Raw genomic sequence first — 19,616 nt, forward strand, 5'->3', positions numbered from 1 at the left:
TTCAGTGAGCAACGGCGGCGGCGCCGTGCTCGTCGATCAGATAGCCGGAGGTGAAACGGTCGAGCGCAAAGGCCGCGTTGAGCGGATGCGGTTCATCCCGCGCAATAGTGTGCGCGAACGCCCAACCCGAGCCCGGCGTTGCCTTGAAGCCGCCGGTTCCCCAGCCGCAGTTGATGTAGAGGTTGCCGACCGGCGTCTTGGAGATGATCGGGCTGGCGTCGGGCGAGACATCGACGATGCCGCCCCATTGCCGCATCATCCGCAGACGCGAGAAGATCGGAAACAGCTCCAGAAGCGCGCCCATCTGATGCTCGATCATATGGAAGCTGCCGCGCTGGCCATAGCCGGTGTAGGCGTCGATCCCGGCGCCCATCACCAGTTCGCCCTTGTCGGACTGGCTGACGTAGACATGCACGGCGTTGGACATCACCACGCAGTCGATCACCGGCTTGACCGGCTCGGAGACCAGCGCCTGCAGGGGATGGCTCTCGATCGGCAGACGAATGTCGGCCATCTGCGCCATCACCGAGGAATGCCCCGCCGTGACGATGCCGACCTTACCGGCTCCGATGAACCCCTTGGCGGTCTCCACGCCCACCACCTTGCCGCCTTCGCGGCGAAGACCGGTGACCTCGCAATTCTGGATGATGTCGACGCCCATGGCGCTCGCCGCCCGCGCCAGACCCCAGGCGACCGCATCGTGGCGCGCCGTGCCGGCCCGGCGCTGCAGGGTGCCGCCCATGATCGGATAGCGCATGTCGCGCCCCGTGTTGAGGATCGGGCAGAAGTCCTTGATCTCTTCCGGCGTCAGCCACTCGCTGTCGATGCCGTTCAGTCGCAGCGCGTTGGTTCGGCGCTGACCCTCGCGCACGTCGGAGAGCGTGTGCGCGAGATTGAGCACGCCGCGCTGCGAGAACATGATGTTGTAATTGAGCTCCTGGCTCATGGTTTCATAGAGCTGCAGCGACTTCTCGTAGATCGCCGAGCTCTCGTCCCACAGATAGTTGGAGCGGATGATGGTGGTGTTGCGCCCGGTGTTGCCGCCGCCCAGCCAGCCCTTTTCGATCACCGCGACATTGGTGATGCCGTGCTCCTTGGCGAGATAATAGGCGGTTGCCAGCCCATGCCCGCCGGCGCCGATGATAACGACATCATAGGCGGCCTTGGGCTGCGCATCGCGCCATGCACGTTCCCAGCCGGAATGATGGGTCAATGCGTTCCGCACCAGTGCGAAGACGGAATAGGACGCCATGAAGCCTCTCCTGTGGCACGCCGCAGATCCGGCCTCCATCCCCAAGCTGCCTGAGCGCGCGTTCAGGCGATAGAACGCAGCGGCCTTCCTGATTGAACAAACGCGACAAGAACGCTGCCGCGCGCCTGGGCGCCAGGAGCGGGCGCGGCGTCGCCGGACAGTACAGAGACGTCCTGAAATCAGTCGAAAAACCGACGGTCCGCCGGGCCATCGGGCGCGGCGCTGCTGCGTGGCGGAATGCCCGAACGCAGCATTGCGGCATCCCCGTCCTTGCGCGCTTGCGACGGATTGATCCCGAACACGTCGCGAAACTGACGCGAAAAATGCGCGCAGTCCGAAAACCCGGCCTCAAGCGCCACATTGGTCACGGAACGCTGCGTCGTCTTCAGCATCCACAGACCGTAGCGCAGGCGCAAGAGCCTGTAGAAACGGTTGGGGCTCATGGCGGTGGCGGCGTGAAACAGCCGCTCGAACTGCCGTGTGCTGACGGCGAGCCTCCGGGCAATATCCTCGACCGCCAGCGGATCGGTCAGATGCTGCTCCATCAAGAGCATGGCCCGGCGCACACGCTCGTCGAGCACATCGCCGCCCAGCATGGGCGGCGGCTGCGACTGACCCGCGGGACGCGCCTTGTCCACCTGCAGGATATGCATGGCCTTGATCGCCGCGGCGCGCCCCAGATGCCGCTCGATCAGGAAGGCCGCGAGATCGACGACGCCGGCGCCGCCCGAACAGGTAATCCGATCCCGGTCCTCGACATAGAGCTGATCGGCCACCGGCTCGAGATCGGGAAATTCCTCCACGAAATCGCGGTAATGATACCAGCTCACGCAGCATCGCCGATGCTGCATCAGACCGCCGCGGCACAATACGAAACTGCCGGTGCAGACACCCACCAGCGGGACCCCGGCGGCGGCGGCGGCATGCAGGCAGGCCAGCGTCCGCGCATCGATCTGGGGCCCGCGATGCAGCAAGCCGCCCACAATCACCAGATAATCCAGACCGCTGATATCGTGATCGCTGTCCGGCGTGATCTTGATGCCGCAGCTGGAGGCCACCGCGACGCCGGGATTTCCAAGAACGCGCCAGCGGCACCGGATCGGCCGGCTGCCGTCGCCCTCGTCCGCGGCAAGACGCAACGCATCGACGAAGCTCGACAGGGCGGTCAGGGTGAAATTGTTGGTCAGCAGAAAGCCGACGGACAACGCGGGCGCCGCCGCGCCGCCGGACGGCGACCTCCGCGCTACCACGGCGTCTCTTCCTCGGCGTCGCGCGCGGGATCGAACACCGCCTGGGGAACCATCGCATCGGCCATCCCCGGCGCGACATCAGGGTGCGGCGCGGCCATCGCCGAGGCGAAGGCGCTCATGCGATAGCGATGACTGATCTGGTCCGATCGCGGCGGCACACCGAAATGGTCGCGATAACAGGTGCTGAAATGTGTCGAGGAGACAAAACCGCAACACACGGCGACCTGCTGCACCGTCATGCTGGTCTGATGCAGCAGCTGCCGCGCCCGGGTCAGCCGCAAGCCGAGATAGTATTTGCCAGGCGAACAGTTCATGTAGGTGCGGAACAAGCGCTCGATGTTGCGCCGCGACTGGCCGAGCCGGTTCGCCAGAGTCAGAAGATCAAGCGGCCGTTCGATGGTCGCCAGCATCAGCCGGATCGCCGCCTGCAACTCCTCGCTCTCGACCCCCAGAGGCTGCTGGATAATCGCGTTCTGTTGCATCGCCGCCGGACGGATCTTGTCGTGCAGCATCTGCTCGGAGATGCGCGCAGCGAGCCCTTCCCCATGCCGCGCGGCGATGCGGTGCAGGATCATGTCCGCCGCCGCCGTGCCGCCCGCGCATGTGAACCGTTTCCGGTCAACGGTGAACAGCTCGCCGGTCGCTTCTATCTCGGGAAAATTCTCCGCAAAGCTCGCCAGGCTGTCCCAGTGCACGGTGCACCGGTACCCGTCCAGAAGCCCGGCGCTGGCCAGAATGTGACTGGCGGTGCATAGCGACCCCAACGCCGCGCCATTGGCGGCGGTGCGGCGCAACCACGCGCGAACCGAACGGTCGTTGTACCAATGACCGTCGATGCCACTGCACACGATTACCGTCTGTAACGGCGGGGCATCGGCGAGGCTGTGGTCAACGGCCAAAGGGATCCCGTTGCTGGCCGTCTCGCTGCGACCATCGCGGGACACAAGCACCCAGCGATAGAGCGTCTTGCCGCTGAGGTGGTTGGCCAGACGCAACGGCTCAAGCGCCGCCGCGAAGGCGATCATGGAGAGTTGAGGAATGAGGAGGAAACCAATGGTTTCCGGAGCGTCTTCGTTCGATGCCAAGGCGATCCCCAGAAGCGGGCCCCGGTCCGCCTCATGAACGGCGGATCGGAATGCGCTCCAATTGCGTATTGGAGCATGTTGAACCGAAACATGGATCTGGCGGTTCTAGACCGGTCCGTTTCCAGCACCCATGCGCCCGCGGCGACTCCCTTGCCCGGATGCTCCAGGCATTCGTCTTCGACATCCCTCTCCGCAGCGTCTTGCAGCGATCGCGGCAGGCTGTTGTCGTAACGCAAGGGTAACGCGATTGCCTGTCCGGCGCATTAACAAATTACGCGCCGGCAAAGGCTTGCCCGACCGTAAGCAGCGCCCCGCCCGCCTTCGCGGCCGGTCACGTCCGCCGCGCCGGCCAAACACACCATCAGACCGACGCCGCCCCCGGCTCCAACGCCGGTTCGCGGGCCGGCGCCTTTTGCAGCGCTTCGATGATCATCTGGCCGGAGATGGAGCCGACCGGCGCGCCGTTCTCGTCGAGCACGGCAACCACGGCGGCTCCCGCGGACAAGGCATCGATGACATCGGCAATCGGCGCGTCCTCGCGCACCGTGAAGGCGGTCGAGGCGACGAGCTCCGCGGACATCACATCTGACGCCTGGAGCACGTTCAGGGGGTTCATATGCGCCACGAAATCCTCGACATAGTCGTTCACCGGGTTGGCGATGATTTCCTGCGGCGTGCCGCATTGCACGATCCGCCCGCCTTCCATGATCGCGATGCGGTTGCCCAGCTTGAAGGCTTCATCGAGATCGTGGCTGACGAAGATGATCGTGCGCTGCAGCTTCTCCTGAAGCTCGAGCAGCTCGTCCTGCAGCCGGGCGCGGATCAGCGGATCGAGCGCGGAAAACGGCTCGTCCATCAGCAGGATCGGCGCATGGGTGGCGAACGCCCGCGCCAGACCGACACGCTGCTGCATGCCGCCGGAGAGCTCGGAGACCTTGTTTTCCGCCCAATCGGACAGACCGACGAGGTCCAACTGCTCGCGCACCCGTTCCTCGCGCTGAATGCGGCCCATGCCGCTCAGCTCCAGACCCAGCGCGACATTGTCGACCACGTTGCGCCACGGCAGCAGACCGAACTGCTGGAACACCATGGCGACGCACTCGCGCCGAAGCCGCAACAGTTCATCCGCCGGGCACGACGTCGGGTCGCAGGTCCAGCCTTCGCTGTGCACGCGCACCGAACCGCGCACAACCGGATTGAGCCCGTTCACCGCGCGCAGAAGCGTCGACTTGCCCGACCCCGAAAGACCCATGAGCACAAGGATCTCGCCGGGCTGGACAGACAGCGAACAGTTGTGCACGCCGAGAACCTGCTGGGTTTCCTGCTGGATTTCGGCGCGGCTCTGCCCCGCATCCATCAGCGGCAGCGCGCTTTCGGGATTGTCGCCAAAGACAATGCTTACATTGTCGAACTCGACGGCGGCCGCCGTTTCAATCGCCTCGGTCATTTGGAGTCCCGCTTGATACGCAGCATGCGGTCGAGAATGATGGCCATCACCACGATGACGAATCCGCTCTCGAACCCAAGCGCCGTGTTGACCTGATTGAGCGCGCGCACCACCGGCACGCCGAGTCCGTCGGCTCCGACCAGCGCGGCGACGACGACCATGGACAGCGACAGCATGATGGTCTGGTTCAGACCCGCCATGATCTGCGGCAGCGCATAGGGCAATTCGACCTTGCGAAGCTTCTGGGTGCCGGTGCCGCCAAACGCGTCCACCGCCTCAAGAAGCGGTGTCGGCGTGGACGACACGCCCAGATATGTCAGCCTGATCGGCGCGGGAACCACGAAGATGACCGTGGCGATCAACCCCGGCACCATGCCGATGCCGAAGAAGACGATCGCCGGAATGAGATAGACGAAGGTCGGCAGCGTCTGCATCAGATCCAGCACCGGTTGCATGACCTGATACATCTTGGGCCGATGCGCGGCGGCGATGCCGATGGGAACGCCGATGGCCATGCAGACGATGCACGAGGACATCACCAGCGTCAGGCTCTCCGTCATCTCTTCCCAGTAATCCTGATTGAGAATGAACAGAAAACCGACCAGCACCAGCAGGCACGTCGACCATCTGCGTTGCAGCCACCAGGTCAGCGCGACGCTGAGCGCGATGATGACAAGGGGATGCGGCGTCTGCAGAAGCCACAGCAGCCCCTCGATGAGAACCTCCGCGCCGTCCGCCAATGAATCGAAGAACCCAGAGAAGTTGTCCCTGAGCCAGTCGACATAGGCACTCGCCCAATGTCCGACCGGGATCTTGTTGTCAGTCAACCAATCCAAGATGATGCCCGCCCCAAAAGGATCAGCCCGGCGCCAGGGCCGGGCTGATCGTCAATATCAAAACCCGAATTTGGCCGCTACAGCTGCTGCGCCGTCAGCGCCGTCAACGGTTTTCACGCCGTCAACCCAGCCCATGACCACCTCCGGATTGGCCTTCATCCAGGCCATGGTCGCGTCGTCGGCTTCCGCGCCGTCGTTCAGGATCTGACCCATGATCATGTTTTCCATCGGCAGGGTGAATTTGACCTGCTTGAGGAACTTGCCGACGTTCGGGCATTCCTCGACATAGCCCTTGCGCGTGACCGTGTGCACGACGCCTTCGCCGCCGAAGAAATCCTCGCCGCCAGGCAGGTACTTCAGCGAGAAGTTGGCGTTCATCGGATGCGGTTCCCAGCCGAGGAAGACGACGTCCTTCTTGTCGTCGACCGCGCGGCGCACCTGGGCCAGCATGCCCTGCTCGGAGCTTTCGACGATCTTGAAGCCTTCAAGACCAAACGTGTTCTTCTCGGTCAGGCTGACCAGATACGCATTGCCCTCGTTGCCCGGCTCGATGCCGTAGATCTTGCCGTCGAGCTCCTCACGGAACTTCGCGATGTCCGCGTAGCTCTTCAGGCCCTTCTCATAGGTGTAGGTCGGGACCGCCAGGGTGTATTTGGTGCCCGTGAGGTTGGTCGAGATGCTCTCGATCTCGCCGCTCTCGATATACGGATTGATGGCGCCCGCCTGCGCGGGCATCCAGTTGCCGAGAAACACGTCGACATCATCGCTTTTCAGCGAGGCGAAGGTCACCGGGACGGACAGAACCTTCACATCCACATCGTAGCCGAGGGCCTCGAGGACCTGCTTGGTGGCCGCGGTGGTGGTGGTGATATCGGTCCAGCCGACGTCCGAAAAGGTGACCTCCTCGCACTGTGCGAGTGCAGAGCTGGCGACCAGGGAGAGCGCCAGCGCGCTCGTCAATGTTAGCGCGGATTTGATCATCACGATTCCTTTTTTCGGGTTTCGGTTGCGTTTTTCTTGACTGACGGGTTAATCAAAAACGACGCAGCTGCAAATGTAAAGCCCGGCTACGCAAAAGGCCTGATCAAAGAATGCCCAAGATCGGAATGGAACCCGTGCGCCGCAAGGCACTGATTCTCGCAACGATATCAGAGATCGGCAGAGCCGGATCGCTGGACGTGACGGTGAGTCAGATTGCCAAATCCGCGGGCATGTCGCCAGCGCTCGCGCATCACTATTTCGGGTCAAAGGAACAGATCTTCCTCTCCGCGATCCGCTACATCCTTAATATGTATGGCGAAAGTGTCCGCGCGGGACTGATGCGGGCAAACACTCCGGAAGCCCGAATTCGCGCCATCATCGACGTGAGTTTCGCGCCCAGCCAGTTCGAGCGAGAGGTCATCGCCGCCTGGCTGGCGTTCTACGTCAAGGCGCTGCAGTCGCCCGAGGCGAGGCGGCTGCTGCACGTTTACGCAAAACGTCTGCAATCGAACCTGATTTTCGACCTGCGCCAGATTTTCGACGCGGCCACCGCCCGGCAGGTCGCACAAGGCCTCGCGTCGCTCATCGACGGCTTTTACATCCGCGCCGCGCTGCAGGAGGCCGCCTCCGACAGGGACAAGGCCAGCGCGATGGTCAACGACTATCTCGATCTTTGGCTCGAAAGGAAAAACCACCATGTCCAGACGGCCTAACATTCTCATTTTCATGGTGGACCAGCTCAACGGCACCCTGTTTCCCGACGGTCCGGCGGAATGGCTGCATGCGCCGAACCTCAAGGCGCTGGCGGCCCGCTCGACGCGTTTCGCCAACACCTACACCGGATCGCCGCTGTGCGCCCCGGGCCGCGCCAGCTACATGTCCGGCCAGCTCCCCGGCGCACGCGCGTCTACGACAACGCGGCCGAATTCGCCTCCGACATCCCGACCTATGCGCACCACCTGCGCCGCGCGGGCTACCGCACCGTGCTCTCGGGCAAGATGCATTTCGTCGGCCCCGACCAGATGCATGGCTTCGAGGACCGTCTGACCACCGACATCTATCCCGCCGACTTCGGCTGGACCCCGGATTACCGCAAGCCCGGCGAGCGGATCGACTGGTGGTACCACAACATGGGATCGGTGACGGGCGCGGGCGTCGCCGAGATCACCAACCAGCTCGAATACGACGACGACGTCGCCCATTGCGCGACGCGGCAGGTCTACGATTTCGGCCGCGCGCTGGACGATCGCCCGTGGATGATGACCGTCAGCTTCACCCATCCGCACGATCCTTACGTGGCGCGGCGCAAATACTGGGATCTCTATGAGGATTGCGCGCATCTTCTGCCAGAAGCCCCGGCCTTGGCCCGTGAGGAAATGGACCCTCATTCACAGCGCCTTGTCGATGCGTGCGACAGGCAGAAATTCGATATCACCGACGAGGATGTCCGCCGCTCCCGCAGGGCCTATTTCGCCAATATCTCCTATCTCGACGACAAGATCGGCGAGGTGCTCACGGCGCTCGACGGCACGCGCCAGAGAGAGGACACGGTGATTCTCTTCGTCTCCGACCACGGCGACATGCTCGGGGCGCGCGGACTGTGGTTCAAGATGAGCTTCTTCGATGGATCCGCCCGCGTGCCCCTGATGATCTGCGCGCCGCAGATGCCCGCGGGCCGCATCGATGCGCCGGTCAGCACCGTGGACGTGACGCCGACGCTGGCCGACATCGCCGGCATCGATCTGGGCGAAATCGCGCCGTGGACGGACGGAGAAACCCTCGTGCCGCTGTCCCAAGGCACGCCGCGCACCGCACCCGTGCGCATGGAGTACGCGGCCGAAGGCTCCATCGCCCCGCTCGTCGCGTTGCGCCGGGATCAATGGAAATACATCCATTGCGAGCTCGACCCGCCGCAGCTCTACGACCTCGACGCTGACCCCGACGAGTTGACCAACCGCGCCGCCGACCCGGCCTGCGCCGAGATCGCGCAAGCGTTCGCCGCCGAGGTCGCGACGCTGTGGAACATGGACGCCTATGACGCGGAGGTGCGCGAGAGCCAGGCCCGGCGGCACATCGTCTATGAGGCGCTGCGCAACGGCACCTTCTACCCGTGGGATTTCGAGCCGCTGCAGCGCGCCTCCGAACGCTACATGCGCAACCACATGGACCTGAACGTGCTGGAAGAAAACCAGCGATTCCCCAGAGGGGAATAACGAGGAGAATGACCATGCGCGACGCGCAGCCCCGGGCCAGCCACTTCATCGACGGCGCCTACGTCGAGGACACCGAAGGCGCTGAAATCGCCTGCATTTATCCCGCGACCGGCGAGACGATCGCAATGCTGCATTCCGCGACGCCGGCGATCATCGACAAGGCGCTTGCCGCGGCGAAGCGCGCCCAGAAGCAATGGGCGGCGCTGGCGCCGGTGGAGCGCGGCCGGGTGTTGCGCCGCGCCGCCGACATCATCCGCGCGCGCAACCAGGAACTGAGCGAACTCGAGACGCTCGACACCGGCAAGCCGATCCAGGAAACGCTTGTGGCCGACGCCACGTCGGGGGCCGATGCGCTGGAGTATTTCGGCGGCATTGCGACGACGCTCACCGGCGAGACCATGCAACTGGGCAGCGATTTCGCCTACACGCTGCGCGAACCGCTCGGCGTCTGCGTCGGCATCGGCGCGTGGAACTATCCCACCCAGATCGCCTGCTGGAAAGCCGCGCCCGCGCTCGCCTGCGGCAACGCCATGGTGTTCAAGCCCTCCGAGATGACGCCGCTTTGCGCCCTGAAGCTGGCCGAGATCCTGATCGAGGCCGGAGCGCCGGCCGGACTGTTCAACGTGGTGCAGGGCTACGGCGATGTTGGCGCGGCGCTGATCAACGACGGCCGGGTGGACAAGGTCTCGCTCACCGGCTCGGTTCCCACCGGCCGCAAGGTCTACAGCGCGGCGGCCCAAGGCATCCGGCACGTCACGATGGAACTTGGCGGCAAGTCGCCACTGATCATCTTCGACGACGCCCACATCGAGAACGCTGTCAGCGCCGCGATCAACGGCAACTTCTATTCAACCGGCCAGATCTGCTCCAACGGCACCCGCGTCTTCGTTCATGAAGGCGTCAAGGCACAGTTCCTGGAACGGCTGGTCGCACGCACGCGCACCGCGATCATTGGCGATCCGATGGATCCGGAAACCCAGGTCGGACCGCTTGTCTCCAAGGCCCAGCGCGACAAGGTCCTGGGCTACGTCGAAAAAGGCAAGGCGGAAGGCGCCGCGTTGCTGATCGGCGGCGGCATTCCCGAGACCCAAAAGGACGCCGGCTTCTACATCGAGCCGACGGTCTTCGACGGCGTCACCGACGACATGGCCATCGCGCGCGAGGAGATATTCGGCCCTGTACTGTCGGTGCTTGCGTTTTCCGACGAGGCTGAGGTGATCGCCCGCGCCAATGCGACGGAATTCGGCCTCGCCGCCGGCGTCTTCACCCGCGATCTGACGCGCGCGCACCGCGTCGTCGCCGCGCTCGAGGCCGGCACCTGCTGGATCAACACCTACAACCTGACGCCCGTCGAGATTCCCTTCGGCGGCGTCAAGGGCTCCGGCGTGGGGCGCGAAAACGCGCGCGCGGCGCTCGACCACTACTCGCAGATCAAGACCGTCTATGTCGCCATGGGCGACGTGGAAGCCGCCTACTGACGAGCGGGCGGCCGTCAGGCCGCCGGCACAGGAGAGGATGCAGCCCCGGACCCTCCGGCAACGCTGCACCGGTATCTGACAGCAAGGCCCAACAGCACGGCCCGTGTGCCGGGCCGGCGAGGAACAAGCGCGTGCAGGCAGATTTTGTCATCATCGGATCCGGCTCGGCCGGCGCGGCCATGGCCGCCCGGCTCAGCGAGGACGGCCGCCATTCGGTCATCGTGCTGGAATTCGGCGGCACCGATTTCGGCCCCTTCATCCAGATGCCGGCGGCGCTCAGCTACCCGATGAACATGCGCCGCTACGACTGGGGCTTCCTGTCCGAGCCGGAACCGGGCCTCGGCGGGCGGCAGCTCGTGTGCCCGCGCGGCAAGGTGGTGGGCGGCTCGTCCTCCATCAACGGCATGGTCTATGTGCGCGGTCACGCGCACGACTACGACCACTGGTCAGAGAGCGGCGCCACAGGCTGGGGCTATGCCGACGTGCTGCCCTACTTCAAACGCATGGAGAACTGGCACGACGGCGGCCACGGCGGCGATCCCGAATGGCGCGGAAAAAACGGTCCGCTGCATGTCACGCGAGGGCCGCGCGAGCATCCGCTGATAAAGACCTTCGTGCAGGCGGGCGCGCAAGCCGGATTCGAACTGACCGACGACTACAATGGCGAAAAGCAGGAGGGCTTCGGCCCGATGGAGCAGACGGTGTGGCGCGGCCGCCGCTGGTCCACCGCCAACGCCTATCTCAAGCCGGCCTTGACGCGCGCGAACCTGCAGTTGATCCGCTGCTTCGCCCGCAAGGTGGTGATCGAGAACGGCCGGGCGACCGGCGTGGAGATCGAGCGCCGCGGCCGCACCGAGGTCGTCAAAGCCAACCGCGAGGTAATCGTCGCCGCCTCGTCGATCAACTCGCCCAAGATCCTCATGCTGTCGGGCGTCGGCCCGGCCGCGCATCTGGCCGAACACGGCATCGCGGTGCATGCCGACCGGCCTGGCGTCGGGCAGAACCTGCAGGATCACCTCGAGCTCTACATCCAGCAGGCCTGCACCCAGCCGATCACGCTCTACAAGCACTGGAACCTGTTCGGAAAGGCGCTCGCGGGCGCGCAATGGCTGCTGTTCAAGAACGGGCTCGGGGCGTCGAACCAGTTCGAAAGCGCCGGCTTCATCCGCTCGCGCGCCGGCATCGACTATCCGGACATCCAGTTCCATTTCCTGCCCATCGCCGTGCGCTACGACGGCCGGGCGGCGGCCGAGGGGCACGGGTTCCAGGCGCACGTGGGGCCGATGCGCTCCGCCTCGCGCGGCGCGGTCTCGCTGCGCTCCGCCGATCCGAAGGAGGATCCGCGCATCTTGTTCAACTACATGTCCGAGGGCAGCGACTGGGCGGATTTCCGCCACTGCATCCGCACCACCCGCGAGATCTTCGCGCAATCCGCGTTCGATCCTTATCGCGGCGCGGAGATCCTGCCCGGAAGCGGCCTGCAAACGGATGACGAACTCGACGACCATATCCGCGAGCACGCGGAAAGCGCCTACCACCCCTGCGGCACCTGCCGCATGGGCCGCGCGGACGATCCCCATGCTGTCGTGGATTCCGAATGCCGGGTGATCGGCGTCGACGGGCTTCGGGTCGCCGACAGCTCGATCTTCCCGCGGATCACCAACGGCAACCTCAACGCGCCGTCGATCATGGTGGGCGAGAAGGCGTCGGATCACATTTTGGGGCGCACGCCGCTTCCCGCCGACAACGCAGAGCCCTGGATCAACCCGCGCTGGCGTGCGTCCGACAGATAGGCTCGACAGCTAACGCACCGCCGCCAGCGCGGGATAGAGCGCCCGGTAACGGCGATAGGCGTCTTCATACGCGCCGCGCAAGGCGCGGGCCGGCTCGATCGTGCACTCGATCGGAGGCGGCGTGCAGACGGTGCGCGGATCTGCGCCCGTCGCCGCGATCAGACCCAGCCGCGCCGCGCCGAACGCGGCCCCGGACTCGCCCTTGGCCGGCAGGTCGACGGACAGATCGAGCGCATTCGCGATCGCCTCGATCCAGCGGTGCGCGCGCGAGCCGCCGCCCACCGCCGTAACCCGCGAGATATCCGTGCCCGCGGCCCGCAGCGCCTCGAGGTTGTCACGCAGGGCAAACGCCACGCCGTCGAGCACGGCGCGCGTCAGCGCCGCGCGATCGTCCTCGTGCGCGAGACCGACGAAGGCCCCGCGGATATCCGCGTCATTGTGCGGCGTGCGCTCGCCTGACAGATAGGGCAGGAACGTGACGCCACCGGGCGCCTGCGGCCCCTCGCCGAACTCCGCCAGCAGCTCGGCGGCCGTGCTGCGGGAGATGCGCGCGAACCAGTCGAGCGCGGAACTTGCCGACAGGATCACCCCCATCTGGTGCCACAGACCCGGCAGGGCGTGGCAGAAGGCGTGCACAGCGCTTTCGGGCGCGGGCAGATACCGCTCGATGGCGGCGAACAGCACGCCCGAGGTGCCCAGCGAGACGAAGGCGGAGCCCGGAGCGATCGTGCCCGCGCCGACGGCGGAGACCGCGTTGTCGCCGCCGCCACCGGCCACGACGACGGAGCCACCCATGCCCCAACGATCGGCGAGCGCGCCGCGCAGCTTGCCCGAGACCTCTGTGCCCTCGACAAGCCGGGGCATCTGGTCGCGGCCCAGTCCCGTCGCCTCCAGCAGATCATCGGACCAGTCGCGCGCGCCCGTGTCGAGCCAACTGGTCCCCGCCGCGTCCGACATATCCGAGACATGCTCGCCCGTCAGCCACAGGCGCAGATAGTCCTTCGGCAGCAGCACCTTGGCAATGCGCGCGAAGAGATCCGGCGCCTGTTCCGCGACCCAGACGAGTTTCGGCGCGGTGAATCCGGGGAACACGATGTTGCCGGAGATGCGGCGAAAGCGCGGATCAGAATCCAGCCGCGCGGCCTGGGCCGCGCTGCGCGTGTCGTTCCACAGGATGCACGGCCGCAGCACCCGGTCGGCCGCGTCCAGCAGGGTTGCACCATGCATCTGGCCGGAAAGCCCGATGCCGCGCACCGCGGCGAGGGCAGAACGATGGTCGCGCGCCAGCGTGTCGAGCGTCTGTTCCAACGCCGATATCCATGCGGCCGGGTCCTGCTCCGACCAGCCGGGATGCGGGCGCGAGACGGCGAGCGGCGCCGTGGCCGTGCCGATCACGCGCTGATCGCCGTCCATCAGCAGGGCCTTGAGGCCGGATGTCCCGAGATCGAGGCCGAGATACATGCTGTGCCCGTTCAGACGTCAGAGGGCGCCGTCGATGTAGCGCTTGAGCACAGCTTCGGTGCCATGCTCCCAAAGGCCGCGCAGCGCGTGTGCGAAGGCGGCGCGGAAGATCTCGTTCTTCGCGACATCCCCATAGACCGCCTCCATCGCCAGCCAGGCGTCGGGATCGTCCTTGGCCCGGCGGGCCGTGGCGACGAGGTCGTCCCAGTTCGGATCGTTCGGCTCGATCACCGCTCCACTTTCGCTCTCGCCGAAACAGTAGCGGCACCACAGGGCGGATTCCAGAGCAAGCCCGGTGACATCGCCCACCGCGGCCAGCCTGTCGGCAATCGTCGGCACGATGAATTTCGGCTGCCGGTTGGAGCCGTCCAGGCACAGGCGGCGGATCGTGTCGCCGATCTTCGGATTGGCGAAGCGCCGCTTCACCTCGCCGAAATACCAGTCGAGGTCCGTGTCGGGCACGGGTGGCACGGCGGGCATGATCTCGTCGCGCTCGATCTTCTCCAGAAAGCCTGCGATGAGCGGATGTTCCATCGCCTCGTGCACGAAGCGAATGTCCAGCAGCCCCGCCGGGTAGGCGATGACCGCGTGGCCGCCGTTGAGAATCCGGATCTTCATGATCTCGAACGGGGTGACGTCGTCGACGAACTGCACGCCGACCTCTTCCAGCGCGGGGCGTCCCGCTGGAAAGCGATCCTCAAGCACCCATTGCTTGAAATCCTCGCAGAACACGGGCCAGGCATCCTCGACGCCGAAATCGTCCCGCATGCTCTGGCGTTCGCGCTCGCCGGTGGCGGGCGTGATGCGGTCCACCATGCCGTTGGGAAAGGCGACGCTCTCAGTGATCCAGCCTGCGAGACCGGGATCGGACAGCCGCGCCGTGCCCGCCACGGCGTTGCGCGCGACGACGCCGTTGTGCGGAATGTTGTCGCACGACATGACGGTAAAAGGTTCGGCTCCCGCGGTCCGCCTGCGCGCAAGCCCCGCCGCGATCAGCCCGAACACTGTTTTCGGCGCGTCCGGCGCCGCGCCATCTGCGACGATCGCCGGATGGGTGGGATCGAAACGGCCTTCCGCGTCGACGAAATAGCCGCCCTCGGTGACGCTCAGGCTGACGATGCGGATGGCCGGATCGCTCAGCGCGTCGAGAATTGCATCCGTGTCCCCGACCGGCAGCATGCCGGTCATCGCGCCGGTCACATGCGCCACACTGTTGTCCGCTGACTGTTCGACCACCGTCGTCAGCCAGTCCTGGCCCTCGAGCGCCGCGCGCATGCGCGCGTCGCCCGGCATCACGCCGGCGCCGAGGATCGCCCAGTCGCGGTCCCGACCGGAGCGGAACAGCGCGTCGAGATAGACCGCCTGGTGCGCGCGATGAAAGTTGCCGACGCCGAAATGCAGAATCCCGGCGGTGAGCGCCGCACGATCGTATGTCGGCACGTCCACACGGGAGGCCAGTGCGGGAAGCGTTGCCATGGAAAGCCGTGTCGTCATGATGGTCCTTGTCGGCCGTCAACTGCCGCACGAAGCCGGGTTCGGTCCCTGGGTTCGGCTGCGATTTCATTCCAATGTTCAGTAACGGGCGCGAGTGCGGCTCCGATCATCACCGGCACCGCGCTCCGCAATCGCTCACGTGTCGCCTTGCGGCTGGCCGTCCGCAGGACATGACGTCAGGACATCGCCAGCCCGTCTGCGCCGAAGTGGTGCAGCTTGTCGCCTTGCGGCGTCAGCCAGACCGTATCGCCGTGGCGAACCGGAAACTCGCCGTCCACGCGGGCGGTCAAGGTGCCGAGATCCCTGGTCTGGACATGCAGGAAGGTATCCGAGCCGAGATGCTCGGAGATGCTGACCTTGCCCTCCCAGGAGCCGCTCTCGGTCGACACCGCGAGATGCTCGGGGCGAATCCCCAGCGTCGCCGCGCCATGCGCCTTGGCTGTCGCGCCCTCAATGAGGTTCATCTTCGGCGAGCCGATGAAGCCCGCGACGAAGACGTTGCGCGGCTGGCTGTAGAGTTCCAGGGGCGTACCGACCTGCTCGATGCGACCGGCGTGCAGCACCACGATCCGGTCCGCCATGGTCATGGCCTCGACCTGGTCGTGGGTGACGTAGATCATCGTCGTCTTGAGGCTGTTGTGCAGCTCGGAAATTTCCAGCCGCATGTTGACCCTGAGCGCCGCGTCGAGGTTCGACAGCGGCTCGTCGAACAAAAAGGCCGAGGGCTCGCGCACGATGGCGCGGCCAATGGCGACGCGCTGGCGCTGGCCGCCGGACAATTGCCCCGGCCGCCTGTCGAGATAATCGGTAAGGTTCAAGACCTGCGCCGCGCCCTCGACCTTGGCGTCGATATCGGCCTTGCTCATCCCCGCCATCTTCAGCGGAAAGGCGATGTTCTTGCGCACCGACATGTGCGGATAGAGCGCGTAGGACTGGAACACCATGGCGAGGCCGCGCCTGGCGGGCGGCACCTCCGTGGCGTTGCGGCCGTCGATCTGGATCTCCCCGGAACTGACGTCCTCAAGCCCGGCGATCAGCCTGAGCAGCGTGGACTTGCCGCAGCCCGACGGGCCGACGAAGACGACGAATTCGCCGTCGTTGATAGTAAGGTCGAGCGGCGGGATGACCTGCACGTGACCGAAGCTCTTGGTGATCTGGTTGAGCACGATGTCGCCCATGTCCGCCTCCTATTTCACAGCGCCGAAGGTCAGCCCGCGCACGAGCTGCTTCTGGCTGAACCAGCCCAGGATGAGTATCGGCGCGATCGCCATGGTCGAGGCGGCCGAAAGCTTGGCGTAAAACAGCCCTTCGGGGCTTGAGTAGCTCGCGATGAACGCGGTCAGGGGCGCCGCCTTCGCCGCGGTCAGATTGAGGGTCCAGAACGCCTCGTTCCACGCCAGGATGATGTTGAGCAGCATCGTCGAGGCGATGCCCGGCACCGCCATCGGCGTCAGCACGTAGAGAATCTCGGCCTTCAGCCCCGCGCCGTCCATCCGCGCGGCTTCCAGGATCTCGCCCGGAATCTCGCGGAAGTAGGTGAACAGCATCCAGATGATGATCGGCAGATTGATCAGCATCAGCACGATCACCAGTCCCGGAAGGCTGTCGAGCAGACCCGTGTCGCGGAAGATCAGGTAGATCGGGATCAGCACGCCGACCGGCGGCAGCATCTTGGTCGACAGCATCCACATCAGGACGTCCTTGGTCCGCTTGCCCGGAACAAAGGCCATGGACCAGGCCGCGGGGATGGCGATAGCCAGCCCCAGCACGGTCGAGCCCAGCGAGATGACGACGGAATTCCAGAAATGCCGGAAGTAATTGGAGCGTTCCTGGACCTCCACGTAGTTCTCCAGCGTCCAGTCGAAGGCGATGAAGGACGGCGGCGAGGCGATGGCCTCGGCCTCGGTCTTAAAGCTCGTCAGAACGGTCCAGAGAATCGGGAAGAAGATCAGGAGGCCGATCGCCCATGCGAGGGCCGTCATGACCGTCTTGCGTTGGTTGGTGACTGCGCGCGCCATGGCTCAGATGTCCAGGTTCTTGCCGATCATCCGCATCAGGAAGATCGCGACAATATTGGCGAGAATGACGGCGACGATGCCGCCAGCGGAACCGCCGCCCACATCGAACTGCAGCAGCGACTGGGTGTAGACCAGATAGGTGATGTTGGTGGTCGCGTAACCCGGGCCGCCGTTGGTGGTAACCAGGATCTCGGCGAAGACCGACAGAAGGAAGATCGTCTGAATCAGCACCACGACCGTGATCGCGCGGGCCAGGTGCGGCAGCATGATGTGGAAGAAGCTGGAGATCGCGCCGGCGCCATCCATCTCCGCCGCCTCGAGCTGCTCACGGTCAAGCGATTGCAGCGCGGTGAGAAGAATGAGCGTCGCGAAAGGCAGCCATTGCCAGGCGACGATGAGGATGATCGACGCCAGCGGCGCGTGGGCGAGAAAGTCGAACGGCTGCAGCCCCAGCCCCTTCGCCATATTGGCGAAGAGCCCGTTGACCGGGTTCATGAACATGTTCTTCCACACCAGCGCGGAGACGGTTGGCATCACGAAGAACGGTGCGATGACCAGGACCCGGACGATGCCCTGCCCCCACATCGGCTGATCGAGCAGGATTGCCAGCAGCACGCCGCCGACAATCGTGATCACCAGGACCCCGCCCACCAGCAGCAGCGTGTTGGCAAGCGCCGCGAAGAAGGCCGGGTCGGTCAGAAAGTAGCTGTAGTTGGCGAAGCCGATGAACGGGTGGTCGCCGGGAATCAGCAGGTTGTAATGCAGGAACGAGAAATAGACCGTCATCGACAGGGGGATGATCATCCAGCCGAGCAGCAGGAGCACTGCGGGCGAGATCATCAGCCGCGCCGCGATACGCGAATGAGCGGTGGCCATGGTCTGACACTCCACGAAGAGGCGGATGGATGAACCGGTCGCACGGGAGACGGTGGCATCGGGCGCCATCCTCGGACGGCGCCCGATGCGGCTGAGCTACTTGATGTAGCCGGCCTTGGTCATCTCGCGCATTGTCAGGCTTTGCGCGCTCTGCAGCGCCTGATCGGCGGTCATGCTGCCGGCGAGCGCGGCGGAGAACATCTGCCCCACCGCAGTGCCGATTCCCTGGAACTCGGGGATCGCCGCGTATTGCACGCCGGTATAGGGCACAGGCTCAACCGTCGGATGGATCGGGTCGGCCGCCTTGATGGACTGCAGCGTCATCTCGGCAAAGGGCGCGGCTTCCTGATACTTGGGGTTCTCATAGAGAGACACACGGGTTCCGGGAGGCACGTTGGCCCAGCCTTCCTTCTCCGCCACCAGCTCGAGGTAGTCCTTGGAGGTTGCCCAGGCGATGAATTCCTTGGCGGCCTCGGCTTTCTGGGTTCCGGCCGGGATGGCCAGCGTCCAGGCCCACAGCCAGTTGGAGCGCTTGCCGAGCCCCTTGTCGGGAGCGAGCGCGAAGCCGACCTTGTCCGCAACCTGGCTGTCCTCGGGATTGGTCACGAAGGACGCCGCGACGGTCGCGTCGATCCACATGCCGCACTTGCCGGTCTGGAACAGCGCCAGGTTCTCGTTGAAGCCGTTCGACGAGGCTCCCGGAGGGCCGGCGTCCTTCATCAGGTCCAGATAGGTGGTCAGCGTGTCCTTCCACGCCTGGGTGTCGAACTGCGGCTTCCAGTCCATGTCGAACCAGCGCGCGCCAAAGGAATTCGCCATGGCGCTCAGAAATGCCATGTTCTCGCCCCAGCCCGCCTTGCCGCGCAGGCAGATGCCGTAGATTTCCTTTTCCTTGTCGGTCACCTTGCGCGCGGCGTCCGCGATGAAGTCCCACGACGGCGCGTCGGGCATCTCCAGGCCCGCGGCCTCAAACAGATCCTTGCGGTACATGACCATCGAGCTTTCGCCGTAGAACGGCGCGGCATAGAGCTTGCCGTCGATGGTCAGCCCGTCACGGATCGCCGGCAGCAGATCATCAACGTCATAGTCGTCGCCGAGACCCTCAAGCGGCACCAGCCAGCCCTGCTTGCCCCAGATCGGCGCCTCGTAGGTGCCGATGGTCATCACGTCGTACTGGCCGCCCTTGGTGGCGATGTCCGTCGTCACGCGCTGACGCAGCACGTTTTCCTCGAGCGTTACCCACTCGAGCTGGATGTCGGGGTGATCCTTGGTGAAATCATCGGTGAGCTTCTGCATGCGGATCATGTCGCCGTTGTTGACGGTGGCGATGGTGATCGTTTCCGCATGCGCCGCCAGGCTCAGGGCGAGCGCCGAGGTCGCGCCGAGTATCCACGACGCATATTTCAAGGGTGTATGTTTCATGGTGTCCTCC

15 protein-coding genes and 1 pseudogene are annotated in these 19,616 nt (G+C 65.1%); 4 read left to right on the forward strand and 12 right to left on the reverse strand.

The annotated features are described in order from the left end of the window. Window position 1 precedes the first annotated feature (1 nt). The 6 genes from D1F64_RS22085 to choX all read right to left on the reverse strand — a co-directional run bounded on the left by D1F64_RS22085 (window position 2) and on the right by choX (window position 6,851). Window positions 2-1,252: a sarcosine oxidase subunit beta family protein gene (locus tag D1F64_RS22085; RefSeq protein ID WP_117414185.1), complete on the reverse strand. Its 1,251-nt coding sequence runs from the start codon at window positions 1,250-1,252 to the stop codon at window positions 2-4. Window positions 1,253-1,431: 179 nt separating this feature from the next. Next, window positions 1,432-2,502 (reverse strand): GlxA family transcriptional regulator, encoded by a 1,071-nt coding sequence (locus D1F64_RS22090; RefSeq protein WP_117414186.1) that lies wholly within the window; start codon window positions 2,500-2,502, stop codon window positions 1,432-1,434. Beyond that, a complete protein-coding gene (locus D1F64_RS22095; RefSeq protein WP_248304548.1) occupies window positions 2,496-3,587 on the reverse strand; it encodes a GlxA family transcriptional regulator in 1,092 nt (363 codons plus the stop codon). Before D1F64_RS22095 ends, D1F64_RS22090 begins: the two co-directional genes overlap by 7 nt. Window positions 3,588-3,948: 361 nt before the next feature. Beyond that, a complete protein-coding gene (choV, locus tag D1F64_RS22100) occupies window positions 3,949-5,034 on the reverse strand; it encodes a choline ABC transporter ATP-binding protein (RefSeq protein ID WP_117414188.1) in 1,086 nt (361 codons plus the stop codon). Next, complete coding sequence (choW, locus tag D1F64_RS22105; protein ID WP_117414189.1) at window positions 5,031-5,870, reverse strand: choline ABC transporter permease subunit; 840 nt, start codon at window positions 5,868-5,870, stop codon at window positions 5,031-5,033. The genes choV and choW overlap by 4 nt, the downstream gene beginning before the upstream one ends. Window positions 5,871-5,927: 57 nt before the next feature. Further along, the gene (gene choX / locus D1F64_RS22110) at window positions 5,928-6,851 is read right to left on the reverse strand and encodes a choline ABC transporter substrate-binding protein (RefSeq protein ID WP_117414190.1); all 924 of its coding nucleotides are present in this window, start codon (window positions 6,849-6,851) and stop codon (window positions 5,928-5,930) included. A 110-nt stretch (window positions 6,852-6,961) separates the two neighbouring features. Here choX and betI point away from each other — a divergent pair, with 110 nt between their 5' ends. From betI to betA, 4 genes and pseudogenes are all read left to right on the forward strand, one after another. Beyond that, window positions 6,962-7,564, forward strand: coding sequence for a transcriptional regulator BetI (gene betI / locus D1F64_RS22115; RefSeq protein ID WP_117414191.1), 603 nt, complete (start codon window positions 6,962-6,964; stop codon window positions 7,562-7,564). Beyond that, window positions 7,548-9,064 (forward strand): annotated as a pseudogene (gene betC / locus D1F64_RS22120) (choline-sulfatase). The gene betI and the pseudogene betC overlap by 17 nt, the downstream one beginning before the upstream one ends. A 14-nt stretch (window positions 9,065-9,078) precedes the next feature. Further along, window positions 9,079-10,542 carry a betaine-aldehyde dehydrogenase gene (betB, locus tag D1F64_RS22125; protein ID WP_117414792.1) on the forward strand — a complete coding sequence of 488 codons (1,464 nt, stop codon included), beginning with the start codon at window positions 9,079-9,081 and terminating at the stop codon, window positions 10,540-10,542. Between the two features lie 179 nt (window positions 10,543-10,721). Next, on the forward strand, window positions 10,722-12,335 hold the full coding sequence (betA, locus tag D1F64_RS22130; RefSeq protein WP_248304820.1) for a choline dehydrogenase: 1,614 nt from the start codon (window positions 10,722-10,724) through the stop codon (window positions 12,333-12,335). Window positions 12,336-12,344: 9 nt separating this feature from the next. Here the strand turns inward: betA and xylB are convergent, their stop codons facing one another. The 6 genes from xylB to D1F64_RS22160 form a co-directional block, all read right to left on the reverse strand. Further along, on the reverse strand, window positions 12,345-13,796 hold the full coding sequence (gene xylB / locus D1F64_RS22135; RefSeq protein WP_117414193.1) for a xylulokinase: 1,452 nt from the start codon (window positions 13,794-13,796) through the stop codon (window positions 12,345-12,347). Between the two features lie 18 nt (window positions 13,797-13,814). Continuing rightward, window positions 13,815-15,290: a mannitol dehydrogenase family protein gene (locus D1F64_RS22140; RefSeq protein ID WP_117414194.1), complete on the reverse strand. Its 1,476-nt coding sequence runs from the start codon at window positions 15,288-15,290 to the stop codon at window positions 13,815-13,817. A 176-nt stretch (window positions 15,291-15,466) separates the two neighbouring features. Beyond that, window positions 15,467-16,468, reverse strand: coding sequence for an ABC transporter ATP-binding protein (locus D1F64_RS22145; RefSeq protein WP_117414195.1), 1,002 nt, complete (start codon window positions 16,466-16,468; stop codon window positions 15,467-15,469). A 9-nt stretch (window positions 16,469-16,477) separates the two neighbouring features. Beyond that, window positions 16,478-17,308, reverse strand: a complete 831-nt coding sequence (locus D1F64_RS22150; protein ID WP_117414196.1) for a carbohydrate ABC transporter permease — start codon at window positions 17,306-17,308, stop codon at window positions 16,478-16,480. A gap of 3 nt (window positions 17,309-17,311) precedes the next feature. Continuing rightward, window positions 17,312-18,184 carry a sugar ABC transporter permease gene (locus tag D1F64_RS22155; RefSeq protein ID WP_117414793.1) on the reverse strand — a complete coding sequence of 291 codons (873 nt, stop codon included), beginning with the start codon at window positions 18,182-18,184 and terminating at the stop codon, window positions 17,312-17,314. A 96-nt stretch (window positions 18,185-18,280) separates the two neighbouring features. Beyond that, entirely contained in the window at window positions 18,281-19,591 is a 1,311-nt protein-coding gene (locus tag D1F64_RS22160; protein ID WP_117414794.1) for a sugar ABC transporter substrate-binding protein, read from the reverse strand. Window positions 19,592-19,616 lie beyond the last annotated feature (25 nt).

The sequence above is a fragment of the Breoghania sp. L-A4 genome (assembly GCF_003432385.1).
GTDB lineage: Bacteria > Pseudomonadota > Alphaproteobacteria > Rhizobiales > Stappiaceae > Breoghania.